Below are 25,356 nucleotides of genomic sequence, written 5' to 3'. Positions count from 1 at the left end.
GCCAATTCCTGAACCGTTCGTCGCCCAAAAACGTTGCTGTTCAGGTACTCTGGCGTCACCCGGCAGAGGGCAAAATCCGGAGTATCGGCCGTTGTAACCCGTCCCAGAAAGGATGTGCGTGAGCAGCACCCCGCGTGGCGAGCACACCGACGTCCCCAGACAGGTGCGTCAAGTAGCCCGATTCCTTCGCAACACCTACATCGATCCCGGGCTGCTCGACCTCAGCGATCTCGATGACAAGCCGGAAGAAGAACGTTCACCCCGAGAGCTTTCCCGGGCATTGGCTGCGCAGGCTGTCCGCGTCGTCACGGGGTTCGGCCCTGAGCAGGCCGCGCAAACGGTGATCGACGGTGTGGCCGACCAGGGGATCGACGCACTTGCTGTCGTCGAAGGCCCCGACCCGCACATCTATCTCGTTCAGGCAAAGTGGAGCAAGACCGGACGTGCCCCGAGCGAACGGTCTGCCGTGCAGGAATTGCTACACGGGCTGCGTCTCATCGACGATGAGGACTACACGCCGTTCAATCCCCGTGGCCGGCACCTCGCCGAATACGCTGGGAAAGTAATGACCTCCGACGCGGTCTCGGTGACCCAGGTGATCGCGCTGATGCGAGCCGACGAGGTCACCCCGGGATTCCTGGATGCCATCGAACACGGGGAGAAGGAATTCAACCGGTATGGCGCGGTCCTGAACCACCGGATCATTCTGGCCCCCGAGATCTGGCAATCGGTGCGCGATGATCATTCGGCCGATCCGGTTGTCTTGTCGGTCGATCTCTTTCCGTGGTTCAGTATCGCGACGCCATACGAGTCCTATCAGGGAGTTGTCGACGCCGAGCAGGTTGCCCAATGGGTGGATGCCGGTTCGCACCTGTACAATCTGAACATTCGTAATCCGCTCGGTCGCACGTCGATCAACAACGGTTTGATCGAAACCCTCACCACCGAGCCGTCCGCCTTCTGGTATTTCAACAACGGCATCACGATCCTCTGCGATTCGGTGCAGAAGGCCCCTCAGTCGATGCGGAATCCGTACGGCCGTCCGCTTGCCCTCACCCTGCACAACGCCAGCGTCGTCAACGGAGCCCAAACCGTCCGGTCCATCGCGGAGGCGGTCGCCTGCGAACCTGATGCCGCCGCGGCACAAGTCGGTGTGCGCATCATCGTGACCGGCGAAGAGCAGGAATTCGCCAAGAAGACCACCCAGGCCACGAATCGCCAAAACCGGGTCGAGCAGCGTGATTTCATCGCACTGGAGTCGGTGCAGGCCGAAATCATGGCCGAGCTTCGCGCCGAACTCGGACTGGAATACGGTGTGCGGCGCGGGGAGCTCGACCCACCGCCGGAGACCGGCTGTTCGGTCGTGGAGGCGGCGTGCGCATTGGCCTGTGCCCATCCGGACAGCCAGTACGCGGCGCGCATCGCGACCGACCTCGATGTCCTGTGGGAACGCGGCCCGCAGGGCATCCATGACGCCCTGTTCCGCCCACGTCCGAGCGCCTACCTGCTGTGGAACGCGGTCAATGTGCTGCGGGAGGTACGCACCAGCCTGCACGCCTTGCGCTCTCGTTATGAGGGTCGTGCCATCGCACTCGCCGAGCATGGCGTCTACTTGCTCGCGCACCTCGTCTTCCGCAGTCTCGACACCGAGGCGATCAGCGAACCGGACCAGAACCTCACCTGGCTGGCAGGGGCTCGACAGCAAGTCCCGGAAATCGTCGGCCGCCTGCTGCCCGCCGTGGTGACGGCGATCGACGACCTGTACGGCGAACGCTCGCAAATACGCGCTGTCTGCGCCGATGTCGAGCGCAGTCGCGACGTGGTCGCGCGCGTCCTCGCGCCAAGCCCGGATCAGTCGGCGCCATCGGCGGGAAGCAAGTACAAGCGAACCCGCACGACCAAACGCCTGCGGCGCCCGACCGCGGTCTCGGTGTTGATCGACCGGAATGTCCTGCCCGAGGGCGAACCTCTGACGCTGGTCGCCGGCCATCCGTCCGAGGCCGAGGCGATGCGGGATTGGCTTGCCGAGGATCCTCAACGCGGGCGAGCGACGTGGGCTCTGCATCGGTTGAAGCCGATCCTGTGGGCCGTCGACGGCAAACAGTATTCGCCATCTGGCCTGGTCAGCCTGATGTGGGAGTGGGCAGGATGGGCGAATCGACCGGTCGCCAACCAGGGCACCCGGCGTTGGGTGACCTCGACCGGCGACACCTTGGCCGATCTGGCCTGGCGCGCGCTCGAGGAGCTCGAAGAGTCCGACTGATCGCGGCACGCGCCAGGGCTGCCAACCACCCGAAACCGCCGGACACTCAGAGTGCGGCCAGCAGCTCCCCCACCTCCACGGTGAAGGGATCTCGTGGTCCTTTGATCATCGTCAGATCCTCCAGCAGCGCTTGCAGCATCGCTCGGGCGGCCTCATGATCACCGATCTCGCGTTTCAGGTCGCCGATCTCGAAGCGCAGGTCCAGCGCGAGTTCACAGCCGCTGCCGTCGGCGGCGGTCACCTCGGCGAGCACCTCTTCGAGTTCGCCGAGACCGGCCTCGATCTCACCCAGCGCCATCCGCCCGCGGGCGGCGCCGGCGCGGCATTCCAGAGCAGAGCGGCTGAATCGGCCTTCGGCGCGCTGGTAAGCCGCGGCGAGCAGGTCGAATTCACGGCAGGCGCGGCGGTCTTCGCCGGCCAGTGCCCAAGCCGCCGCTACCTGCTTGCGCAGGGTGAGCACCTGGACGTTTTCCTTACCCAAGGCCGATGCGGCGCTATCGATCACAGCGTTCAGCGCGTCCGCAGCCTGGGCGTATCGCCCGCCCTCGAGTAGCGACCAGTAACGGCTCTCTGCATCGGATATCGCGGTCTGCAGGTGCTGCGCCGACATCGGAGCGGTGGGCGCCGAAGGCTGTGGGCGCAGCCGGGTGGGTTCGATCTGGCCAGTTTCCAGCGGGGCGTTCGGGCGCCGGAATATGCGTGTCGGATCGGGGAATCCGGGCAGGTAGAGCTCGGTGGGCGCCACAGGGGTACCTGGTCCGGGCAGGAACGGCAGGAGGCGCTCGTAGACGGTGAAGGCGTCGGCGGGGCGGCGCTGCGGGTCCTTCTGCACCAGATCGAGCACGAGCCGTTCGAACTCTGCCGGTACGTCAAGACCGAGTTGCCGAAGCGGCACCGGCGCCTGCTCGGTATGCGCCAGCATGATCGAGAACTCCGAGTCCGCCTCGAATAGCGGTCGTCCGCTGATCATTTCGTGAATCAGGCAGCCGAGGGCGTAGAGGTCGCTGAGCGGTGTGACTCGGCGGCCGTGGACCCGTTCGGGAGCCATGTAGCGCAGGGTGCCGATCTGCTGGCCGGTGACCGTCAGCTTCGGCGCCGAACTGTCGAGGATGGCGGCGATACCGAAGTCGATGACCTTCACCGCACCGTCGCGAGTGATCAGTACGTTCCCGGGTTTGAGATCGCGGTGGACGACCGGCAGCGCATGGGCGTACGAGAGCACGGTAGCGATCTGGGCCGCCACCGACGCCACCCAGGTCAGCGGTAGCGGGTGGTCCGGGTCGATGTAGTTCTGCAACGGAACACCGTCGATGAGCTCCATCACCAGGTACACCGTCTCGAACGACGCATCCAGCACGGCGTCGAACACCTGCGGCACACCGTGGTGCCGGATACGGGCGGTGACCCTGGCTTCACGGCGGAAGCGCTCGGTGAATTCCTCGGCTTGCTCCGCGGTGACCACCTGGTCCACGCGGATGGTTTTCACCGCGACTTCCCGGTCGAGCACGATGTCGTAGCCACGCCATACCGAGCCCATGCCGCCGGATGAGATCTGCTCGGTGAGCTCGTACCGGTTATCGATGCGCCGCACCCGCATGATCGTCCCCTGTTCCCCTACCCGACTATCGGCAGACTTCGCCGCGCCTGCGCCAGTTGCGACCCGGAAGGCAACCCCTCCGGACCACGGCACCCGGTCACGCTACGCCGTCCAGTCCGTGCTGTCGCCGGATCATCCGCCAGGCTGCCCGGCTCGCATGCCTGTTCAGCGTTTCCTTGAACGCCGGTTCGGAGCGGCTGAAGTACTTGTTCCCCAGGTCGGCGACAGTGTCGAAGTGTTCCATCATCTTGTCTTGGAACACCTCGACGAACTTGCCCTGGAATTCGTCTTCGCTCTGATTGGCAACGGCGGCGAGCTGGACTTCGGGATCTGCAAGCGCCTCCTGATACGGCTTGGCCAAGTCGCCCTCGTCGAATTCGGTGCCGAAGCGTTCGTTGAGCTGTTCGATCAGCTCGGACAGCAGTGACTTCTCCGGTTCCTTCGGCGCGGCAGCCGATTCACCGAATCCGGGCAGCGTGGCCGGGCCCTCCGAGGACAGGCCGAGATCGAGGTCCCCGATGTGCTGGACGCGGACGTGGCTCAGGTCCACCTGCCCGACGTCCACACCGCCGTCGCCACGCCGCGGCAGCACATTCAGCAGATGCTTGCCGTACAGGTGCAGCAGTTCGAGCTCGGCATCCCGGTACGGAACGATCTGGGCGAGGAATCCATACTTGCGCACGTAGTCACGCAGCTCAATGCGGAACTGTTCGGCGATGTCCGCATCCGCTTCTTCGTCGCTGTGCAGCAATCCAGCGAAGCGGTCGACCGCCGGATGCAGATGCCGGTACAGCTCGGCATGCAACTTTTGCCATTTCGCCTGCGATCCGGCGGCCTGTTGTTCAGCGGTCAGGTAGGCATCGGCGAATGCGCGCATCTCCGATTCGATGAGGATCGGTGCGGCCATGACCTTGGTCTGCGCGATATACAGCAGGTTCGGGTCGGTCGGCATCGTCTCGGCCAGTTCGTAATAGGGCCGGAACGATTCCTGGATGTCCTCGCCGTCATTGGCGAAGTCGAGGACGGCGAGATCGGACTGCGTCTTCAGTTCATGGGTGCGGTTGAGCCGCGACAAGGTCTGTACGGCAGCGATACCGTGCAGCTTCTTGTTCACGTACATGGTCGTGAGCAACGGCTGATCGAATCCGGTCTGATACTTCTCGGCGACCACCAGAATCCGGTACTCGCGTTGACCGGCACCACCGGACCGCGTCGCGAGATCGTCGGCGCGGGTGTAAGCGAATGCCTTCGGCAGCTGGGATTCGGGCAGGCCGCCGTTCTCCTTGGATTCGGTCGTCTCCTCGCCCTCGTAATCGAGAGGTCCCGAGAAGGCGACCAGCACACCGATATCCGGGTACTTCTTGTCGTACCCGATATCGGCCAGATGCCGCTTGATGGCCCGCGCCATCGCGACCGCGCTCTTGCGGGAATCGGTGACCACCATGGCTTTGGCGCGCCCACCAAGGAGATCGCGGGTGTGCTCGACGAAATGCTCCACGATCACCTGCGCCTGCTGCACGACCGTGGAGGGATGGGTGAGCGCGAACCGGGCCAGCATCGTCTTGGCCTTGGATTCGGGTACCTCACGGTCGGAGGGGTTCTCGTTGACCAGGCGATAGAACGTTTTGTAGGTGACGTAGTTGCGCAGCGGATCGAGGATGAACCCTTCCTCGATGGCCTGGCGCATCGAATAGGTGTGGAAGGGGCGGAAACGGTCGCCGTCGAGAGTTCCGAACGATTCGAGCGTCTTGGCTTTGGGCGTCGCGGTGAAGGCGAAATACGACAGGTTCGCTGCCTGAGCCCGTTCGGCGGCCTTGCGATCCAGAGGCTGTTCCAGCTTCAGCTCCGTCGCGCCGTCCTCTTCGTCGTCGGCATCGAGGCCGAGATCGCGCAGTGCGGCCCGCACAGCGGTCGCGGCGTCACCGGACTGTGAGGAATGTGCCTCGTCCACGATGATCGCGAACTTGCCGCCGCGCAGTTCGGTGGGATTGCGGCGCAGGAAATCCAGCAGCGCCGGGAACGTGTGGAGGGTGACGGTGATGATCTTGCCGGATTCTTGTGTGAGCGCCTTGGCCAGCTGTTCGGATTTCGCGCCCTGCTTGTCGTCGATCTTGACGACCAACCCGTGCACCCGCTCGAAACTACCGACCGTCTCGCTCAGCTGACTGTCCAGGTTGCGGCGGTCGGTGATGATGATGACCTTGTCGAACACAGGTGTCCCAGGCCTCAACCCGGCAGCGGGATCGAGGAGCGCCGGGTCTGCCGCGGTATGCAGATCAGTGAGCCGATGGGCGAGCCAGCCGATGGTATTCGACTTGCCCGATCCGGCCGACGCCATCACCAGATAGTTGTGCCCCGCCCCGTGCGTGGACGCATGCGCGGTGAGTTTCTTGACCACATCCCACTGGTGGTAGCGGGGGAAGATGATCGTGCGGCTACCTCGCCCGCCCGGCCCCTTCGATTCGTGGGTGTGCACGAACCGTTCCAGCAGATCCAGCCAGTTGTCCGGATGCCAGATCTGCTCCCACAGATACGCGGTCGCATGCTTGCCCTCGATGGTGGGCGCCGGGTTCCCCGCGCCGCCAGCCTTGCCCGGCCCCTCCGAACCGGTATTGAACGGCAGGAACCGCGTCTTCTTCCCCTTCAACTGGGTCGCCACGAAAACCAGATGCGGGTCGACCGCGAAATTCGCGATCACCCGCCGGGTGAAGATCAGCTCACTGGGATCGCGTTCACTGCGATACTGTTCCTTCGCGTGCTCCACCGTCTGCCCGGTCAGCGGATTCTTCAGCTCGGCCGTCGCCACCGGAATCCCATTGAGCAGCAAGGCCAGATCGAGCCGGTTCTTGGCGTCGGCTTGCTTCGTCGCGTACGGCAACTCGCGTACCACCGTCAGCCGATTGGCGCGGTAGTCCCGCAGATCATCCGGCGAGGTCACAAGATTCGGCTTGAAATACGCCAGCCGGATCCGCACCCCCCGATCCTTCACCCCCGACCGCAGGGTCTTGATCAACCCCTTGAGCCCGATCTGCTGATCCACCGCCCTGGCGAACCCCAGCTCGGCGGCACGCTGATCGCCGCCGTAGAAGGAGACCAGCTCATCCCACTCCTGCTGCTGGGTCGCACCGATGAAGGCGAGCAATTCGCCCAGATCCAAGCCGAGCTCGGGCTTGTACTCGTGCGGATTGCCTGCGAGCCAACCGTTGTCGAGCATGGCGGCGACGATGGAGTCGCCGAAGGTGAGTTCGTCATGGACCGGGCTCATTGCGGTTATACCCCCTGGGTTGTGTTTCGACCGCTGGCGGTTGATACGTCGAATTGGCCGGTTACGGCGGCGGTGATGAGGGCCTGGCGACGCTCGGATAGGATGTCCAGCATTCCAGCCAATAGTTCCCGCAGACTAGCGGACCTCGCGATCGAATCGCGTGTGATGCGAATAGCATCGTTACTATTTTCAGGCACAGGGATACGAAATCGACGAAGCTGCTCTCCAGTCAAGTGAGGTATAGTCGCCACGTTGCCTGTCGCTTCGAAAACACCGCAAGATTTTGCGTAGCGCAGCCAGTACATAAGCCATTCAACCGGCAAATTTGTTCGCGATCTCACACGATGCAACGACTTCTGAAAGTAGCATTCTTCTATCGATCCGTCCCACACTGCCGCCTCAGCAACGCCGGCGCCGCCCTCGCACACAAGAAGATCGCCAGATCGAAGTGAATAACGCAACACTTCTTCTGGCGAGAAATCCATGGTGGCGACATCGTTCAGGCTAATTCTGTACCATCCAACGTTGGCATTACGCAAATATGGCCGCTGATTGCGGCCGGCTGCGCGCTCCGCGTTGAGCATCTTCCCCAGCTCAGTGTCGTAATAGGCGTAAACGGGACCGATCGCCCAGCCCTCTGGTATCTCAGGTAGCCATTTCCAACCCGTTTTTCTCCTTCGACTCGCCTCGGTTCTTCCACCGAGCATCGCGCCAATTGTCGCGAGCTCGGACTCCTCGAGCAACGCCATCTGCCGTTTCCGAGCGGATTCAATTGTGCCGATGCGGGAGGTTTCGGCGTCGAGGAAGTCGGCGATGCGGCGCTGCTCGTCCAGTTCTGGAAGCTTGACAAGGATATCCCCAAGATCCTCTGCGTTGATCCTCGGAGTCCTCACGCCACCGTTATCCGAGCTACCGATGCCACGCAGCCGAGACGTCATCTCACCTACAAACCAGTGAGAACGGAATAGGTGGTGGGCAAACCGACTGTCCAGAGATTTTCCAGTTCTGATAACCAGGTAATCTGGGCTCACTAGTCCTGACTCAACGCTTTGGCCAACAGCACCGTGATACGCACTCATACGATTGAGGACGATGTCCCCTCTCGCACATACTTTGTAATTCCTCAGATCTTCAGCCCGCGACGGACCATCCACAATCGAGTCACGCCGCACCACTCCCAATCTCGACGAAACAGACAGCAATGGTAGCTCGCGGTCACCAGCTCGCTCGTCAACGGGCGTGTAGTGGAACTTTATGCGCGTAGGGATTGTCACCGCGTAACCTCCCCCAAAAGCTCCTGAATCTCCGCCTCCAACGCCTTCAACTCCGCATCGATTTCCTCCAGCGGCCGCGGCGGTGTGTATACGTAGAAATGCCGGGTGAACGGAATCTCGTACCCGATCTTCGTCCTGCTGTAATCGATCCAGGCATCGGGCACGTGCGGAAGCACCTCGCGGGCGAGGTATTCGTTGACGTCCTCGTCGAGCGGCACGTTCTCGTAGTCCCGCAGTTCGGCATCGGGCTCGGGCGAACCCTTGACGAGCTGCACCTCACCCTCAGGATCGCGCACGCCGAGGGCGTCGCGAAGGGCCTTGGCGAAGGGCGCGCCGGTGGGCCAGGGTTCGCCGGCGCCGGCCACGGCGTCCTTTAGCGCAGTGATGGCGTCGGTCTTGGTTTTCCAGGTGGAGCCGACGAGCGGGCGCAGCAGATTCGCGAAGACGGTGGTGTCGGTGTATTGCTTGCGAACCGGCGCCGAGGCGGCGAGCTGGTCGAGTGCTTCTTCGGTGAGTTCGAAGCGCAACCGCAACGGGCGTTCCACGGTGATGCGCTGGTATCCGAAATCGTTGTTGGCGAATACCTTTACCTTGCCATGCAGGGGATGGTCGGGGTCGGCAGCGATGTCGATGGCGTCGCGGTAGAGGCGGGTGACCTCGTCGATCTGCTCCTTGCCGACGTACTTGCGCTTGTCGCCAAGGGATTTGCGCATCTTCTGCCAATAGTCGCGCGCGTCGAGCAGCACCACTTTGCCCTCGTGCTCAGGGGACTTGCGGTTGCTGAGGATCCAGAAGTAGGTGGAGATACCGGTGTTGTAGAACAGCTGGTCCGGCAGGGCAACGATGGCTTCGAGCCAGTCGTTTTCGATGATCCAGCGGCGGATATTGGATTCGCCGGATTCGGCGGCGCCGGTGAACAGTGGGGAGCCATTGAAGACGATGGCGATGCGGCTGCCACCACCGTCGGGGCCGACGGGCTTCATCTTCGAGATCATGTGCTGCAGGAACAGCAGGGAGCCGTCATTGATGCGGGGCAACCCGGCGCCGAAACGGCCGGCGTCGCCGAGGTTTTTGTGCTCCCATTCGACGGCTTCCTTGACCTTCTTCCACTCCACCCCGAACGGCGGGTTGGCCAGCAGGTAGTCGGCGCGAAGATGCTTGTGGCCGTCGTCGCTGAAGGAGTTGCCGAAGACGATATTGTCCGGGTCCTGATCCTTGATCATCAGGTCCGAACGGCAGATGGCCCACGACTCAGGGTTCAACTCCTGACCGTAGACCTCGACGCGCGCATGCGGATTCAGGGCCTTGATGTGCTCCTCGGCCGCGCTGAGCATGCCGCCGGTGCCACAGGCGGGGTCGAGTACCTTGCGGGTGACGCCGGGCGTGCCGACCAGATCGGTATCGGGTGCGATCAGCAGGTTCACCATGAGCTCGATGACCTCACGCGGGGTGAAGTGCTCACCTGCGGTCTCATTGGACTGTTCCGCAAAACGCCGGATCAGTTCCTCGAACACGTAGCCCATGTTGTGGTTGGAGACGCGTTCGGGATGCAGATCCAGATCGGCGAACTTGCCGATCACCTGATACAGCAGGCCCGCGCCGTCGAGCCGCTTGATCTGCTGGGCGAATTCGTACTTCTCCAGCACCTCGCGGGCGTTATCGGAGAACCCGCCGACATAGTTGGTCATGTTCTTCGCCACCTGTCCCGGATCGGACAAGATGGACTTCAGTGTCAGCGGCGTGACGTTGTAGAAGCGCACACCGGAGGCCTTCTTCAGGAACGGATCCAGATCCAGGTCGCTGTCCTTACGTGCCTCTATCACCGCGCGCACCTTCTCCCGCGTCGGCTCCAGCACACACTCCAGCCTTCGCAGCACGGTGAACGGCAGGATCACCTTGCCGTAGTCGGACTGCTTGTAATCCCCACGCAGCAGATCGGCGACCGACCATGCGTGGTTGGCCAGCTCGGTGTGCTTATTGGTGTTCACTTCCTACCTTTCCGAGAGGTGGTTTCCGCGGTATCGGCGGAGTGTTGCTGCGGTTCGAGCGCGCCGACGGTGAGGCCGGCGGTGATCAATTCGGTCAGTCTGCCCGCGGTGGCGTCGGCGCGGCGGGCGGTTGTGCGTAATCGGTGCAACTGCCGGAAGGCCGCGCCATAGCGCTGTTGCTGGTCCATTGGCAGCAGTGGGATGCGCAGGCGGCCGGGAATGACCCGGATCGTGGTCGCGCCGACCATGGCGGCGGCATTGTCGGGTCCAGCGGCGAATCCGGCGAGGAACCAGGGATCGACGCGGGTCGGGTCCGGGCGCAGCAGGAAGACATTCGGCCCGAGCACCGCACCCGCATCGCCGGAGCCCGCGACCCGCGCGCCGAGCTGACCGTCGCGGGTGCCGCGCAACTGCGGGATCACCACATCACCGGCTTCGACCACGACCACCGAGCCCGACCACTCCGCATCGACGACCCCGGACGGCGGCGCGCCGGTAACGAGGTCGCGGCCAGTCAGCACCGGCCTGCCCAGATCGGATTCGGCCACCGGCCCGGCCTCCTCACGCGAACGGTGTGCGAGCACTCGCAGCGCGCCGCCCTTGTCGAGATCGGCGACCGTCGCGGTGCGCCACGCCCTCTCTTCGACGCCGGTCAGCTCCGGGAGCTCGTCGAACGCACCGCGCAGAGCCGCGATATCGCCCGCCAACTCGACCACCGTGGTCTCGACAGCGTCCACCGTCCGGGCAGCATCGACCGCCGCCCGGACATATCGTCCGGGCGTCAGGTCCACGTCCTCGTCGAGCACGTCCATCACCCGCACCACAGCCGCTACATCGGCGGTGGCGGCGGATTCGATATCACCGCGGTCGAATGCGCGCCAGGATTCGGTGATGGCCTCCGACAGCTCCTTCCACTCCCCCGCGTGATCGACCGCCGAATCGCGGGTGGTCGCGTCGATGAACAGCACGTCGGCGGCACCGCTGCCGTCGGGTCCGCGCAGCACCCATAGATGCAGGCCCAGGTGCCGCGGCGGGGCGGCACCCGCCGGTAGTCCGATGACCGCGCGCAGCGCACCCTGCCGCAACAACTCACCGCGGATCCGGCGGCCGGAGCCACGCGAGGCGACCGCCGGCGGTAGCAGCAGCACACCGGTTCCCCCTGGCCTCAGATGCGCCAGCGCATGCTGCACCCACGCCAGCTCCGACTCGCCCCGTGCGGGCACCCCGTATTTCCATCGGGGGTCGAGGGACAGTTCGTCGGTACCCCAATCACGCTGCTGGTACGGCGGATTGCTCAGGACCGCATCCACGTCCACGCCGGGGAACGCATCGGCGAGAAGGCTGTCGCCCGCGCGGACGGTGACCTCGGTGTCCGGGACATCGACCGATAACAGCATGGCGGCCCGCTGTGCCTGCACCGCGAGAACGTCCTGGCCGAAACACGCCTGAGCGCCGACCCGGGCGGCCGCGGCCAGCAGGCTCCCGCTACCGCACGCCGGATCCAGTACTCGACCGATGGCGCCATCCGCCCCGGGACGCGCCAGCTCCGCCATCAGATCCGCGACCGCATCCGGGGTGCGGTAGACGCCCGTCGTCGGACCTTCCTCCAGACCACGTTCGGCCAGCGCCTCCACCGTTTGCGCGATGCCCGCATCCGCCACCGCGGCCCGCATCGTCCGCAGGATCTCCGATTCGCCACGCGCGGACTTGCGCTCGCCCGCGGCGGCGAGCTCGTCCAGCAGCCTGGGAATGTCCTGCGGCGCCACCTGAGCACGGAGCAGGGTGCGCAATTCCCTCAGTGGCGAATCCGCCGATTCCACCCCGTGCTCACGCAACCAGCTGCGGACATCGCCGAGGTCGAACACCGGCCGCGACTCGCTGCCGCCCGCGGGAGGCGGGAAGTCGGGGTGGCGCCGGCGCCAGTTGCTCACGGTCGCTCGGGTGACACCGGCCAGCCGGGAAATCTCCGCGGCGGTGACCAGTGGGGCGGTGTCTGGCATACGCCTCCTCTCGTGTCCGGATAGCTTCGCCCGCCACGTCGTTAAAGTCAATCTTCGAAGTTTCGATTGACAATGTTTTCAGCGTCGTCCTACTGTTACATCGCACTCAGCGACGGCGGCCCGGTCGCCGCATCATCCATCCCGATCACGTTGTGTCACAGGAGGTTTGCCATGCGTCAGCACCGCAATCAGCTCGCCGACCGGGCACCGCACCGGGGCGCCAGGCGCCGGCTCGCCGCCCGCGGCCACCGGCCACTGCGCCTGCGGCACGGCAACGACCTGCGGGAACTGCCGCCGCTGCCACGCCGGTCCCGCTGCGAGGCGACCGGGAAGATCCGCTACTTCGACCCGGAGACCGCGGAGCTGGTGCTGGCGGGGATCGACCACACCGATCCCCGGCGGCGCGAACAGCGCACCTATCACTGCTCGCGCTGCGGTGGCTGGCACCTCACCAGCCAGCCACCGCGCAACGACCCCACCCCCGGCACCGGCCCGGCGCCGCTGCCCTGATCAGGGAGAACCATGTTCACTCGAACCCGACTCACCGCGACCGTCCTGACCGCCGCCGCCGCGGCAACCCTCGTCGGCGGCCTCGGCGCCGGCACCGCTGCGGCCGAAACCCACGTCCGCCACTACTCCGGCTACGACGCCGAATAGGCCTGCAATGCCGATAAGGCGGCCATGGGCAGCGTGCCCGGCGCGGTCGTGCTGTGCGACCGGCTCAACGGCGGCCGCTACCGGCTGTCGGTAGTCCCGCACGCCGAGATCCCGCTGCATCTGCTGACCCTGATGGCCACCGGCAGCTTCGACGGACTCTCCTGACCCGCTGACACTCGGCCTGCTCATCCCGCCCGGTCGGCCGTGATTGCCGCCGACCGGGCTCACCATTCAACCCACAGATTCGAGGTTCACCATTCGCAAGATCGCGCACTCCTTCGCCCTGCTGACCATCAGCGTCGCCCTCGTCGCGGGCGGCGCGCACACCGCCTCCGCCGCACCCGTCGACTCCGGATCCGCCAGCGGTAGCGCGGGCACCGGCAGCGCCGGACCGCAGCGCAGTGCCGCCGACCGCCAGTTCCTGCGCGACAGCTACTACGACGACGACAGCTACACCGTCCAGGACGCCGCCATCCGCCTGGCGCACAGCCAGTGCGGCTACCTCGACGCCTACGGCAACTCCGCGAGCAACCGCATCTATCTGGCCGAAAGCTCCAGCGACGCCGTCGATTACCCGTACACCTTCCTGCACGCCGCCATCGACGCGTACTGCCCGTGGCACCGCTACTGACCCGAATCCCGTCACCGCGCCCGGCACACCACCGGGCGCCCCAATCCGAGGAGTCACCGTGACCTACCCGTCCGGCCCCCAGCCCTACCCGCAACCGTTCCAGCCCCCGCAGCCGCCAAAACGCAAGATGCCCGTCTGGCCGTGGATCCTGATCGGCGCCGTCATCCTGCTGTGCGGCGGGTGCTTCGGAGTCCTCGGCGTCGCCGCCAACGATGCATCCGACAGCGACGCCACCTTCACCTCCGCCGCGAACCCGGAACCCGGAAAGCCCGGCGAACCCGGAAAACCTGCCGAAAAGGATTCCGACACCGCTCCCGCCGGCGCCTCAGTCCGCGACGGCAAGTTCGAATTCACCGTCACCGCGGTGGATCCCCCGATATCCACCATCGGCGACAACCCCTACATGCAGAAGACCGCGCAGGGCGAATACATCCTCGTGCACGTCACCGTCACCAACATCGGCGACCGCCCGCAGACCTACTTCAGCAGCAACCAGAAACTGTTCGACGACCAGGGCCGCCGATACGAAAACGACACCATGGCCGAAATCAACGTCAACGACCACCTCTCCACCCCGATCAACCCGGGCAACTCCGTCGACGTCACGATCGTCTTCGACGTCCCGGTCGGCACCGTGCCCGCCGCACTGGAACTTCACGATTCGATGTTCTCGGGCGGGGCGAAGGTCGCGCTGCGGTGAAGGCGAACAGACGGTTTTTCTTCGTCGGGCCCCGGTCGACCATGTTGTCCGCCGGGGCCGGCCTGCAGGCGCTCAGCCGGCCGAGCGCAGTGGCCGGTAACGAATCCACCTCGTACGGCGGTTCATTACGATGGACGGTCGGGCACGCGGGCGCACCGGGTACTTCTCCGCGGCGGCTCGGGGTGGCGCGGGATCTCAGGAGCGAAGGGGCGTAGCGATGACAAATGCGACGGTCGTATTGGCGGCCAACACCAAGTCGATGCCGAAGCTCGATGGCTCGATCAAGAACAAGGTCTACGACTTCTTCGAAAAGGTGCGGGCCGACCACACAGCACCCGGTCTGCATATCGAACCGATCAAAGGCGCCGTCGATACGCGGGTGCGCACCGGCCGCGTCGATCTGAACTTTCGCGCCATCATGTTCCGGATCGACGGCAAACTCGGTGACACCACCTATATCTACCTCGGCACCTGGAAGCACGACGTCGCCAACAAGCTGGCGCAGCAGTCGACACTGCGGGTCAACCCGGTCAACGGCGTACTCGAAGGAATCGTCGGTGAGTTGGACGGCCGCGACGATCGCAAGAAGCGGTCCAGGGTGCCCGACCCCACCGGCGCGCTGGCCGAGCTGGCTGTCCACTCCCCGGTCGGCTATCTGGCCCATGTCGGTTTCACAGCGGCGGAACTGACCGGACGGCTCGGTCTCGACCCGGACCTGGCCGAGCGGGCGCTGGCCGCCCCCGATCAGAACGGCGTCCTGGATGTCGCACAGTCGACCGATGTGATCTGGCAGCAGAACGCCCTGCTCGAGCTTTCGGTCGGACGCAGCATCGACGAGATCCGCGATACCCTCGGCTTCACCGAGCAGCCGGTCGACCAGAACCTCGACGACGACGAGCAGGTCCTCGCCGCCCTGGACCACCCGGCTACCAAGATGCAGTTCACCCTCGTCGACGACAACGACGAGCTACGCCGCGTCATCGAAGGCGGCGACTTCGCCGCGTGGCGTACGTTCCTGCATCCGAACCAGCGCAAGTTCGTCGAGAAAGATCAGCGTGGCGCGTTCCGCCTCTCCGGAGGCGCGGGGACCGGGAAGACCGTGGTCGCCCTGCATCGTGCCCGCCACCTCGCCCGGCTGAACCCCGGCGCGCGGATCGTACTCACCACCTTCAACAAGACGCTGGCACAGGATCTGCTCGCGAATCTGCGGTTGCTCGATCCGTCGATCACCATCGCGGACAAGCCGGGCGACCGGGGCGTCTATGTCGCCGGCCTGGACAAGCTGGCCGCCGCGGTCCTGCGGCAGGGCGGCGATCTGGGTCCGGCTCTGGAGTCGGTCTTCGGCGCGGGCGATACCACCCGGCGTCCTAGACGGGTTTACAACGACGACAATGCCTGGGCGGCAGCGGTCCGAGAGGCGAGCCCGTCGCTCGACCCGCGGTTGACTCACCCGTCGTTTCTGGCGGGCGAATATCTCGGTGTCGTGCTCGGCAACCGGATTACCACGCTCGAGCAGTACCTCAAGGTCCCGCGGGCGGGGCGGGGCGTGCGGCTGTCGCGGCCGCAGCGTTCGGCCATCTGGCAGGTGATCGAGCAGTATCGCAAGCAGAACCGCGCCAAGGGTGCGATGACGTTCCCGGAAGCGATGGCGGTCGCCGCCGCCCATCTGCGGTGCGGAATCGACACCGGCGCAGGGTATCTCGCCGATCATGTGATCGTCGACGAGGCCCAGGATCTGCACGCCACCCATTGGCAGCTGCTGCGGTCGCTGGTGGCGGATGGTCCGAACGACCTGTTCATCGCCGAGGATTCCCATCAGCGCATCTACGGCCAGCCGGTGGTGTTGCACCGGCTGGGCATCAATATCCGTGGCGGGCGGTCGAGCCGGCTCACCCTCAACTACCGGACCACCGCGCAGAACCTGCATTTCGCGGTGAGCATTCTCGAAGGCGCCGACTACCACGATTTGGAGGAAGGGGCGGAATCCACCGCCGGTTACACCTCCGCTCGGCTCGGTCCCCACCCGAGGCTGGTGGAATGCGATTCCAGTGCACAGGAATTGGATGCCGTGGTCGATCAGGTGGCCCGGTGGCTCGACAAGGATGAGATGAGCCCCGGCAGTATCGCGGTCCTGACTCGTGGTCACAAGGAACGCGACACTGTCGTCCGGACGCTCAATCAGCGCGGAATTGCCGCACAGGTGCTCGATGACGACCCGGCAACGCCCGATCATGTTCAGGTACTCACCATGCATCGCGCCAAAGGGATGGAATTCCGGTGCGTGATCCTGGCCGGTGTCGATCATGAGCATGTGCCGTTGCAAACGGTATTGCGCAACGTTCCCGAGGAGGAGCAGGCCGAGGCACATCAGCGGGAACGGTCCCTGCTGTATGTCGCGGCCAGTCGAGCCCGTGATCAGCTCGTCGTCACCTGGTCGGGTCAGCGCTCCACGCTCTTGCGCTGAACCGCTTACCTATCCGGTTGTACCGGCGCCCGCACATCGGTCCGGAACCCGTGCGGGCGCCGGTACGGCTCAGTGCCCGGCCAACAACGCGCCGAGCTGGTCGGCGTCGGCCCGCTCTACGGGCACCACGTGGTAGCCATCCGCCCCGAGTGCGGCGTCGCGCTCGGCGTCGAGGCCCTCCACCACCACTACCTTGGCGCCCGGCCAGGCGATCTCCACCGGCCAGTAGTACTTTCCAGCTTCGGTGCCGACCTCGGGTTCGGGCACGGGTCGTTTGGACAGCTCGGCGAGCAGGCGCCGTACCGCATCCGATACGAAGACCGCGTTATCGCCCCACTGTTCGGTGACCGGGGCGGCGGTGTCGACCAGCTCGAGCTGTTCGAAGACCTCCAGGGCACCGGTTCTCGTGAGCCGGTGATGGAAGCGTTCGTTGCGGAACGTCCGTAAGCAGCCGTAGCAGGAGGTTTCGATTCCGCATTCGCATCGATTCACCCGGTCGGCGGCAACCGGCAGGACGCGTTCGAGCTCCTGTGCGATCTGCTTGGCGGCACCGGCGCCCGCGGGGACCGTATCGAACAGCACGATGCTGCGCCGCCCGTCCGCACTCCACGACAATGTGCCATCGATATCGTCCCGGCTGATCTCCAACGCCTCGGAGGCGCCTTCGAGCAGGGCGTAGAGCATCGATAGCCACTTCGATTCCGAGTCCTTGTCGTAGCGGAAGAAATCGGAGAAGGTGAACTCGGCGACGTCGGTTTCGTAGCGATGCACCAGCGAGACGACCTGAAGTGGGCCGTCACAAGCCTTCCCGGTCGCCGGGCGGTGGTGCGGCTTCCCCCTCGTTCGTTCCTTGACAAACGGGTCCGCCCACCCGCACCAGTCGCAGAGCAAAAACCCTCCGCCCGTGCCCTCGCCGATGACGGCCAGCCGGGCCCGGGTGCCTGCCCGCGCGTACACCTCCACCCCGCCGGCCGATGACCACGGGAAGACATCGGAACTCTCACCGATGGATTCCACATAACTGGCGCCGAACCACGATCGCTGCGGTGGTTCCGAGCGCACGTCCTGCGGCACGCGGTCGGCGACGAAGCCGAATTCGGGCAGCACCGCCGTACGGATGGAACCGAAATCCTGCTGGCAATTCGGGCACACCGTCCCCGCCTCGAGGACGTGCCCGCATTCGAAGTGATTGCATTCCCGGCAGACCCGGTACTGCAATTGCTCGAGCTCACGTTTGGGCACCTTGTGCAGTCCTCGCGAGGTCCACAGCTTGCCGCCGGCCACCACTTGATTGCCCGGGGCATAGTCGTAGATGGCCTGGCTGAGGTCTCTGGACAGCTCGAGGCGGGCTCCGAGGTCACCTTCGCAGTGCGCGGTACGCAGCTCGACGGAATCGACCGGGAACCCATACTTGGGCAGGATGTTCTTGTTGGCGAGATAGCCCAGCAGCTCGCGGCCGCGAATGGTGTTGATCGTATTCTTCAGCTTCGAGCAGACCGAGTACTGCTGCGCCTCGGCCGCCTCGTCGAGCAACCGCTGAAAGGTCGCGATATCAGCGCGGATATCGCGTTCGGCGTCGGCGAGCGACGCACACAGCGCCTCCACCCATTCGTCAGCGTCGATGCCCAGCTCATGCGCTGTACGGGCGGGCAACACCGCACGCAGCGAGGCGCGAACCGCCGGTGGCACCGGGGTGAGGAACGCGCGCACCGCGGCTGCCGGGGAATCGCCCTCACCGTCGGTCGCAGCGAAAAACGATCCCGCATCTCGCCAGGTGCTGCCGTCGGTGTCGAAACGTTCACGCAGATAAGCCGCCAGGGCCACCGAATGCGCATGCCGGCGCCCGATACGGGAATTATCGATCGGGATCCGCGGGATGCGCATCCGGCCCGCGATCATCGACTCCGGCTTCTGGAACTTCGACAGATCATGGGAACTGCGTTTGGCATAGGTGACCACCAACGCTGCCGCGGCTGCGCGCCGACCGGCCCGCCCCGCCCGCTGGACATAATTCGCCGTCTTGGGCGGCATGTTCCGCAGCATGACCGATTGCAGTTCACCCACGTCGACGCCGAGCTCGAACGTCGTCGAGCACGACAGCACGTTGATCTGGCCGTCGACGAACTGGCGCTGCACCTCCGCTGCTTGATCGGCGACCCACTGCGCCGTGTGCTCGTGTGCCGACAGCGGCACCAGCTCCAAAGTGCGGTAGCTCGTTCGGTAGTGGTTGGTGTCGCGATCCAGATCGGGAATGGCGTATTCCTCCACCGTGCCGTCACAGGCACCGTGCGGACACAATTGCAGGATGTTGTGTGTGGTCAACCGACGGCAGGCCGAACAGCGGTACCACGTGCGCTCCGATCCGGGCAGAATGCGCAGGCAGGCCTGGTCGAGCCGATAGACGGTGCCCCCACCGGCACGATCGTTCTCCGCGGCGAAGAACGTATGGCAGGGACACGGTCGCAATAGGAATTCCCAGCACTTGTCGAGCACCGTCTCGGCTTCGACCGCGCTGCCCAGCGCCGCGAGCACCTTGCGCACCAGCAGGATTCGATTGTTGGTCGTTCCTGGCCGGTTTCCGGGACGCCAGCTGATAATCCTGCGCGCACGGTCGGAATTCATCGAGCGGATCCGAACGGTGATGTTGCGGGGCTCGAAGATCGTGTCTCGGATATCGACGCCGTCCAGCACGGTCATGGCACCCTGCAACCGGATCGTCTTCATCAATTCTTCGAGCAGACCCCAGAACTGATCGCCGGTCAATCCCAGCGCGGTGAACCCGCGCGGTACCTGCGCCTTGCGGCAGTGCACCAGCGTCACCGCCATCAGGCCGAGCCCCTCCAGTGACTGACGCTGATCCATCGACATGAGTTCGGCCATCACCCACGGATTCACTTCGCGCATCTTCGCGACGCGGGTTGCCTGCTCGTCGAAATGCCCTGCGGCCTGGGCGATTGCACGCGCGCCATCGGCCAGATCCTCGGCAGACAGTGGCTCACCGGCATTTCGGGGATCCTCGAGTGCCCGGAGCAGATACCGGCGGACCAGCATGCGGCCGTAGGTTGCGGCCAGATACGGCGCGGCGAACGCCGCCGACTGGCGTGAGTCCGAGAACATCAGCAGCTTCCGGCCGCCGCCGACGAAATCGGCGGATGCGTCATCGGCAGCCGGCAAATGCTGATACAACGCGGTGGTGATAACCGCAGGCGCGGCGTTGGTGTCGGTGCGCAACCTGCGGATCACCTGCGCGGAGCGAGCGCCGCATTCAGTGCAGGTGCTCATCACCCGCTGTGCGGCACGGTGCTCACGAACGTTCAATGCCGGTCCACCCGGACACCGCGGTGCGCAGCCCGACGCACCCCGACCGAGCGCACCGCACCCGGTGCACAGGATGCGCCGGCCGGTGCCGACATCAGTGCCCCGATCCGCCGCAAGGGTCGTTTCGTCCTCGTCTATGGTGTCGTCGGTGGCACCATCCGTCAGCACCAGCCATTTGACACTTGAATCCTGTTTGGCCGGCCGGAAGTAATGACGGCCTTCGACCGGGAAGAGCTCACCGGCCAGGTGCACGGCGCCACACCGTCCACAGGCACCGAACTCGAAGACCGCACGCCCGGTCTCCGGGTCGACCTCATGCCTGCTGAGCAATACTCGCGGTCCCTCGTCGGTGAAGCTGACGAACGCACCTTCGGTGGCGCGGACGAACAGGTGATAGCGCGCCGACAGTACGGGATTGTCGTCGCTGCCGAAGACCTTGGACCCGAGGGCTACCAACGCTTCCAACTTCGGCTTGGCCAACTGATCGCCGGGCCACAACTTGCCGGCCAGCGTAGCCACGTCCACCGGGCCCGCCAGTGCCGCGGCCTTGACATCGGCGATCCGGCGCTCCCGGTGCAATGCTTCGGCAAGGTCGGCACAACCGGATGCGGTGGTGATCCAGCCGAGGTCGGCCTCGGGGTCGGCGAGTTCGAGTAGCTTGTCGTCATCGATGGTCCAGGTCGGTGCGTCGCGGCGACGTAAGCGGGTGGCTGTCACCAAGTCCTGGCGACCGGGATCGTCGTCGACGAATTCGAAATCGGCATCGAAGAGCTTGCGAGCGAACGCGGTCGCCTCCCGGCCCTGATCCTGATCGGAAGTGCCCGACAGCGAAGCCGACGTGGCGATACATTGCACCGCACGATCGCGAGCGACGCGATCGCGCACTCGGCGCAGCAGCAAAGCCACCTCGCAGCCTTGCGCGCCGTCATAGACATGCGCCTCATCGAGCGCGATGAATCGCCAGTTGCCCGCATACTCGCCGTCGAAGAGTTCCATATCGTGCGGACGCAGGAGCAGATACTCGAGCATCGCGTAGTTGGTGAGCAAGATATGCGGTGGTGATTCGCGCATCTCCTCCCGGCTGAGCAGTTCGTTCGGCAGCCGTTCGGCACCCGGGTACGTGGTGTGAAAGGCTGATTCCGCGTCGGCCCGGCGTTCTTTGGTTTCGCCGGTGTATCGGCCGAAGGTGATGTCCGGGCTCGCCGACAGCAGATCGCGTAGTCGCTGGAGCTGGTCATTGGCCAACGCGTTCATCGGGTACAGCAGCAGTGCCCGCACGCCGGGGCCGAGCGTGCCTGCGGCACGCTGGGTGATGAGCTCGTTGAGGATCGGCAGCAGGAAGCTCTCGGTTTTGCCGGAACCGGTGCCGGTGCTGACGACCAGGTTGCGCCCGGCTACCGCTTTGCGTATCGCCACCTCCTGATGGCGATACAACGGCCGATCCAGCGACAGCGTGGCCTCGAACTCAACGAAGCCCGGATGCAGCACGCCCTCGGTCATGAGCTGGCGCAGCGAGGCTCCCGGCTCGTATGGCGGGGTGAGCTCGAGCAGCGGCCCCTTCGTCAGCAGAGACGTATCGTCGACCGCCTGGTCGAAGGCCGACGCCAGAGCCGGGTCGCGCGGCCCGATCAGCGTCTTCAGATACCGCCTGTAGGCTGCTTCGATATCGGCGGCGGCAGCCAAGGGATCGAGGCGGTCGGTCACGGCTGGACTCCGATCAGGTTGTCGTTCAGTTCAAAGCTTGCGAGCGCATCGGCGATGAGCACATCCGCGCCGACCATCGCTGGACAGAGTTCGGCCAGCCGCGCCCATGCCTCACGCGTCGAATCGGTCACAACCGAAGCGGGAAGCAGGCCGCGGGCGGTGAGCCGGGCCAGGGTTGCGAGCAGCAGCGATTGCAGCGACATCAGCAACCAGCGGTGCGTGGTGCAGTCGGCACCGTCGAGTACTTCGTTTCTGGCCCTGACGATGTCATGCACTCGCGGCGAAGCGCGCCATAACGGAGTGAACAGTCCGGCCGTGCCGCTGGCGAGCATCATGCAGCAGGGGTCGTTCTGCCAGACCATGCGTTGCGCGAATGCCTCGAACATGGCCGCCTGCCGAGTGCTGTCGTCCAGCAGCGCCTCCGGCACGATCTCGAGCTCTCGTTTCATCTCGTCGATCCGCTCTGGTTCGAGCGGATGCAGCACCACGCTCCCTGCCTCGAACACGCCTGTGCGCAGGCCTCTTCGGTTACCCATCAGCAGGTTCAGCAAAGTCTGGCCGCCCAGATTCCGCAGGCTGCCGACCAGCTCCCCGATCGCATCGGGAGACCGCATCTTCACCCAAGGCAGATCGGCAATATCCATGAGACACCCCAGCCACGGATTGGAATGTGCCGTGCCGAGCCGGATCGGTGAGCCGAAATCCTGTTCCACCAGGCCGGTTCGGATCAGCAATGCCGGAAAGGATTCCTGGGCGAGGGTGCTTCGTTCCAGCGCCTCCAGTGAGGACCGCGGATCCGCACGCAACACCCTGACCAGGCCTGCCTGGATTGCCCGCCCCGCATGATCGTCGTTCACCGGGCCGGCCAGCACCGTCCAGACATCGGTAAGTGCCGATGACCCGGCCGGCGGATCACCTCGCCCCGCCAGGAATCGCGACAGCTGTTCGCGCGCCGGATCTGGATCGGTCATCCATCCGGGCTGGTCGACATGAACAGCGGTGGAGTCCGGGTGTGCCGGCGTCGGCGTCACTGACCAGGGATCGTCGATGAAGACCTGAACTGTCAAAGGACCGGCGTCGATCAGATCCGCGGGCAGGTCGCCGTACCCATCAGGAGTAATCGGGACGAGCTCCGGTGGCCGCCAGGGCGCGGTATCGGCCCAGATGTAGGCGGCGAGATCGTCGGCGCCGCGCACCCCACAACATACGAGGCGGCCGCCGTCGACCGCGGCACCCGTGCACAGCAGCGGTGGCCGGATCACCGCAACGACGACGCGATGCGTTGTCGCATCGGCCGTATCGATCCGAGCCAGCAGCGCGGTGTGCTGCAACCGCCGGGCGGTATCGACGAATGCCCGGGTGGGCACGTGAAAGAGGTTTCCCCTGCTGACCTGCGGTTGCTCGATCTGGACGATCTCGCGGGCGTGGTCGGCCAGCACGATGTCCACCTCGACCTCACCCGGCACCCGTACCGCGACGACCGCGTGCTCGGCCAGGTCCTCCGGTGTCAGCACCGTCGCCGCGGTCTGCCAACGCGCCGGTGCACCGACCTTATCGACCCGCACAGCGATATGCGGCGGGCGCACCACCAGCCGCTCCTGCCTGGCACCGGATCGCACCCGGACCTCGGCTTCCCGGGTCGTTCTATCGAACTCGAGCACGTCCCGGTCCACCGTCAGGGGAGTCAGCGCGGCGAGCTCGGTTCGGCTCGGTGTGAGACCGTCACCGTCCGGCAGCCGGAATTCGACCCCATGGTCCACCGTCAGACCCTCGGCCAGGAACAAGGTGTGCCGCAGGTCCGCACCGAGCGGGCCACTGACAACCACGTCGAACAGTCCGAGCAACCCGGTATCGAGGCCCTCGAAAGGGTCGAGTTCGGTCGGCTCGTCCGATGACTCCCATTCATCATCGGCCAGCCAGTCACCGGTTTCGGACCTGCGTACCCGGGCCCGCCACACCGTAGGTCCGGCGCCGCTGCGGGGGAGCGCGACGGTCGGCCGTTCGCCGTACACCGGCAGGCCACTGCGCGTCATCACTCCGTCGACGGGCTCGGGGAGCTCCAGTTCCGCCGCGCCGGTCGGCCGGGTCTGCCGTGCCGGTCCAGGCTTGCCCCGCTCGGGCTTCAACCGCACTGCGTCGACATCGCGTAGGTCGCAGACCTGCGCCCGCCACTCTTCCCATCCGGATGGCGTGCATTCCTCCAGCACCGGTACCGGACGGCCCCTGCGCACATCCAGCAGCTCCGCCGCGCGCGGATAGACGACGATCACCTCATCGCGTGGCAGGAGCGAATGCGCGGAGATGTGGCGACCGGCGCTGTCGAACAGCAGCAGCGGGTTGTCCTTGTCGATCAGCGAGATCCGATGGTGAGCACCTGATTCGGGATGATCCAGCACGATCTGACGAACCCGGCGAAGCACATGTACCACCGTGGCAGGCTGGTCGTCCTCGTCGCCATATCCCCACTGACGTTCGGCATACACCTTCTGCGCATCACCATCGAAGGACACCAGCCACGGAGTTTCCGGACAATACGCCGGATATGGGATCCCGAGCACGATCGCATCGTCGATGCGTGAGTACGAAATCACCGGCCGCCGCTGCCGAGCCACCGCAGCCGGTTCGACCGTGGCGGATCCGAACGGACGCACCTTCAGCCGATCGATCAGTTCATCGAGCAGCAGATTCGGCAATCCGGTCGTCGACGTGTCCAGATCGAGGTCGTTGGCCGCCTCGGGATGGTCGAGCATATAGGCCGCGAAATCGATGATGCGGTCGATGATGTCCACCGCGACCTCGCCGACGTGCCGAAGAAAATTGCGCACCGGAACATCGAGCGGACCGAGCCGATATTCCATTCCCGGCTCGGTCAGCCACTCGAACACCGCGGCGCCGCTGGGATCGCGCCCGTGCGCAATATGATCTTCGATCACATCCACCAAATCGCCCAGACAATGCACCGGCACCCCGGCATGCACCGCCATCACCTGGACGTACTGCTGTTTCAGCTCCGGGAACTCCCGGAGACCGAACTTGCCGAGCAGGGGCTTGAGTTTGGCCCGTAACAGATTTTCGAACTCGGCATCGTGCTGGAGATCGAGTTCGGCCCAGAACGTGTCCCAGTATTTGTTCTGCTCGTAGGCGAGCGCCGCATGTCCGATGAGAGTGACCAATGTCAACGCCGGGAACCGATCGATGAGTCGCTCGACTCCGAATTGATGCCGGTATCGATGGATCAGCCGGCCGAACAGCTCCCTCGCCCGCTCGATATCTTCCGCGGGTAGATCGAGCTCGATGAACAGAGATACCCGGCGCAATGCGGTAGCGAGACGGAATTCCTCGTCTTCAGCCTGTTGCCACACGAACGACTCGGGCACCCACCGCCCCCTCACACCAATGCACCGATGCCACGGTGCCCACTCGACACGACAGCTCATCATCGCACCAGACCGGCACCGAGACAGCGAATCTCGGCGGCCGATCTGCCGCCCCCAC

General features: G+C 65.0%; 14 protein-coding genes. 7 read left to right on the top strand and 7 right to left on the bottom strand.

Annotation, left to right across the window (positions count from 1 at the left end; genetic code table 11):
• Positions 1-118: 118 nt before the first annotated feature.
• Positions 119-2,263: an AIPR family protein gene (locus RJ05_RS29045; protein ID WP_036543538.1), complete on the top strand. Its 2,145-nt coding sequence runs from the start codon at positions 119-121 to the stop codon at positions 2,261-2,263.
• A 46-nt stretch (positions 2,264-2,309) separates the two neighbouring features.
• On the opposite strand, the gene RJ05_RS29040 is transcribed toward RJ05_RS29045, so the two are convergent.
• The 5 genes from RJ05_RS29040 to RJ05_RS29025 all read right to left on the bottom strand — a co-directional run bounded on the left by RJ05_RS29040 (position 2,310) and on the right by RJ05_RS29025 (position 12,387).
• Positions 2,310-3,854 carry a serine/threonine-protein kinase gene (locus RJ05_RS29040; RefSeq protein WP_211357627.1) on the bottom strand — a complete coding sequence of 515 codons (1,545 nt, stop codon included), beginning with the start codon at positions 3,852-3,854 and terminating at the stop codon, positions 2,310-2,312.
• A gap of 103 nt (positions 3,855-3,957) precedes the next feature.
• On the bottom strand, positions 3,958-7,125 hold the full coding sequence (locus RJ05_RS29035) for a type I restriction endonuclease subunit R (protein WP_036543458.1): 3,168 nt from the start codon (positions 7,123-7,125) through the stop codon (positions 3,958-3,960).
• 5 nt (positions 7,126-7,130) lie between these two features.
• Entirely contained in the window at positions 7,131-8,063 is a 933-nt protein-coding gene (locus RJ05_RS31230; RefSeq protein ID WP_162140664.1) for a restriction endonuclease subunit S, read from the bottom strand.
• A 332-nt stretch (positions 8,064-8,395) separates the two neighbouring features.
• Complete coding sequence (locus tag RJ05_RS29030) at positions 8,396-10,387, bottom strand: type I restriction-modification system subunit M (RefSeq protein ID WP_036543455.1); 1,992 nt, start codon at positions 10,385-10,387, stop codon at positions 8,396-8,398.
• A complete protein-coding gene (locus tag RJ05_RS29025) occupies positions 10,384-12,387 on the bottom strand; it encodes an N-6 DNA methylase (RefSeq protein WP_036543452.1) in 2,004 nt (667 codons plus the stop codon). The genes RJ05_RS29030 and RJ05_RS29025 overlap by 4 nt, the downstream gene beginning before the upstream one ends.
• Before the next feature lie 171 nt (positions 12,388-12,558).
• Here RJ05_RS29025 and RJ05_RS29020 point away from each other — a divergent pair, with 171 nt between their 5' ends.
• From RJ05_RS29020 to RJ05_RS29010, 6 genes are all read left to right on the top strand, one after another.
• Complete coding sequence (locus RJ05_RS29020) at positions 12,559-12,897, top strand: hypothetical protein (protein ID WP_036543449.1); 339 nt, start codon at positions 12,559-12,561, stop codon at positions 12,895-12,897.
• A gap of 12 nt (positions 12,898-12,909) precedes the next feature.
• Positions 12,910-13,044: a hypothetical protein gene (locus RJ05_RS32700; RefSeq protein WP_255220978.1), complete on the top strand. Its 135-nt coding sequence runs from the start codon at positions 12,910-12,912 to the stop codon at positions 13,042-13,044.
• 24 nt (positions 13,045-13,068) lie between these two features.
• Positions 13,069-13,209, top strand: a complete 141-nt coding sequence (locus RJ05_RS31225) for a hypothetical protein (protein ID WP_156090879.1) — start codon at positions 13,069-13,071, stop codon at positions 13,207-13,209.
• Positions 13,210-13,252: 43 nt separating this feature from the next.
• Positions 13,253-13,675, top strand: a complete 423-nt coding sequence (locus RJ05_RS29680; protein ID WP_051017124.1) for a DUF732 domain-containing protein — start codon at positions 13,253-13,255, stop codon at positions 13,673-13,675.
• 58 nt (positions 13,676-13,733) lie between these two features.
• Complete coding sequence (locus RJ05_RS29015) at positions 13,734-14,375, top strand: DUF4352 domain-containing protein (protein WP_051017122.1); 642 nt, start codon at positions 13,734-13,736, stop codon at positions 14,373-14,375.
• A 217-nt stretch (positions 14,376-14,592) separates the two neighbouring features.
• Positions 14,593-16,839: a 3'-5' exonuclease gene (locus RJ05_RS29010; protein ID WP_036543446.1), complete on the top strand. Its 2,247-nt coding sequence runs from the start codon at positions 14,593-14,595 to the stop codon at positions 16,837-16,839.
• A gap of 69 nt (positions 16,840-16,908) precedes the next feature.
• On the opposite strand, the gene RJ05_RS29005 is transcribed toward RJ05_RS29010, so the two are convergent.
• Both RJ05_RS29005 and RJ05_RS29000 read right to left on the bottom strand, forming a co-directional pair.
• Positions 16,909-21,861, bottom strand: a complete 4,953-nt coding sequence (locus RJ05_RS29005; protein ID WP_036543445.1) for a DEAD/DEAH box helicase family protein — start codon at positions 21,859-21,861, stop codon at positions 16,909-16,911.
• Entirely contained in the window at positions 21,858-25,238 is a 3,381-nt protein-coding gene (locus RJ05_RS29000) for a hypothetical protein (protein ID WP_051017120.1), read from the bottom strand. The genes RJ05_RS29005 and RJ05_RS29000 overlap by 4 nt, the downstream gene beginning before the upstream one ends.
• Positions 25,239-25,356 lie beyond the last annotated feature (118 nt).

Origin of the sequence: Nocardia cyriacigeorgica NBRC 100375 (genome assembly GCF_000308555.1) — a bacterium.
Lineage (GTDB): Bacteria > Actinomycetota > Actinomycetes > Mycobacteriales > Mycobacteriaceae > Nocardia > Nocardia cyriacigeorgica.
This window is presented reverse-complemented; position numbering and strand designations above follow the sequence as displayed.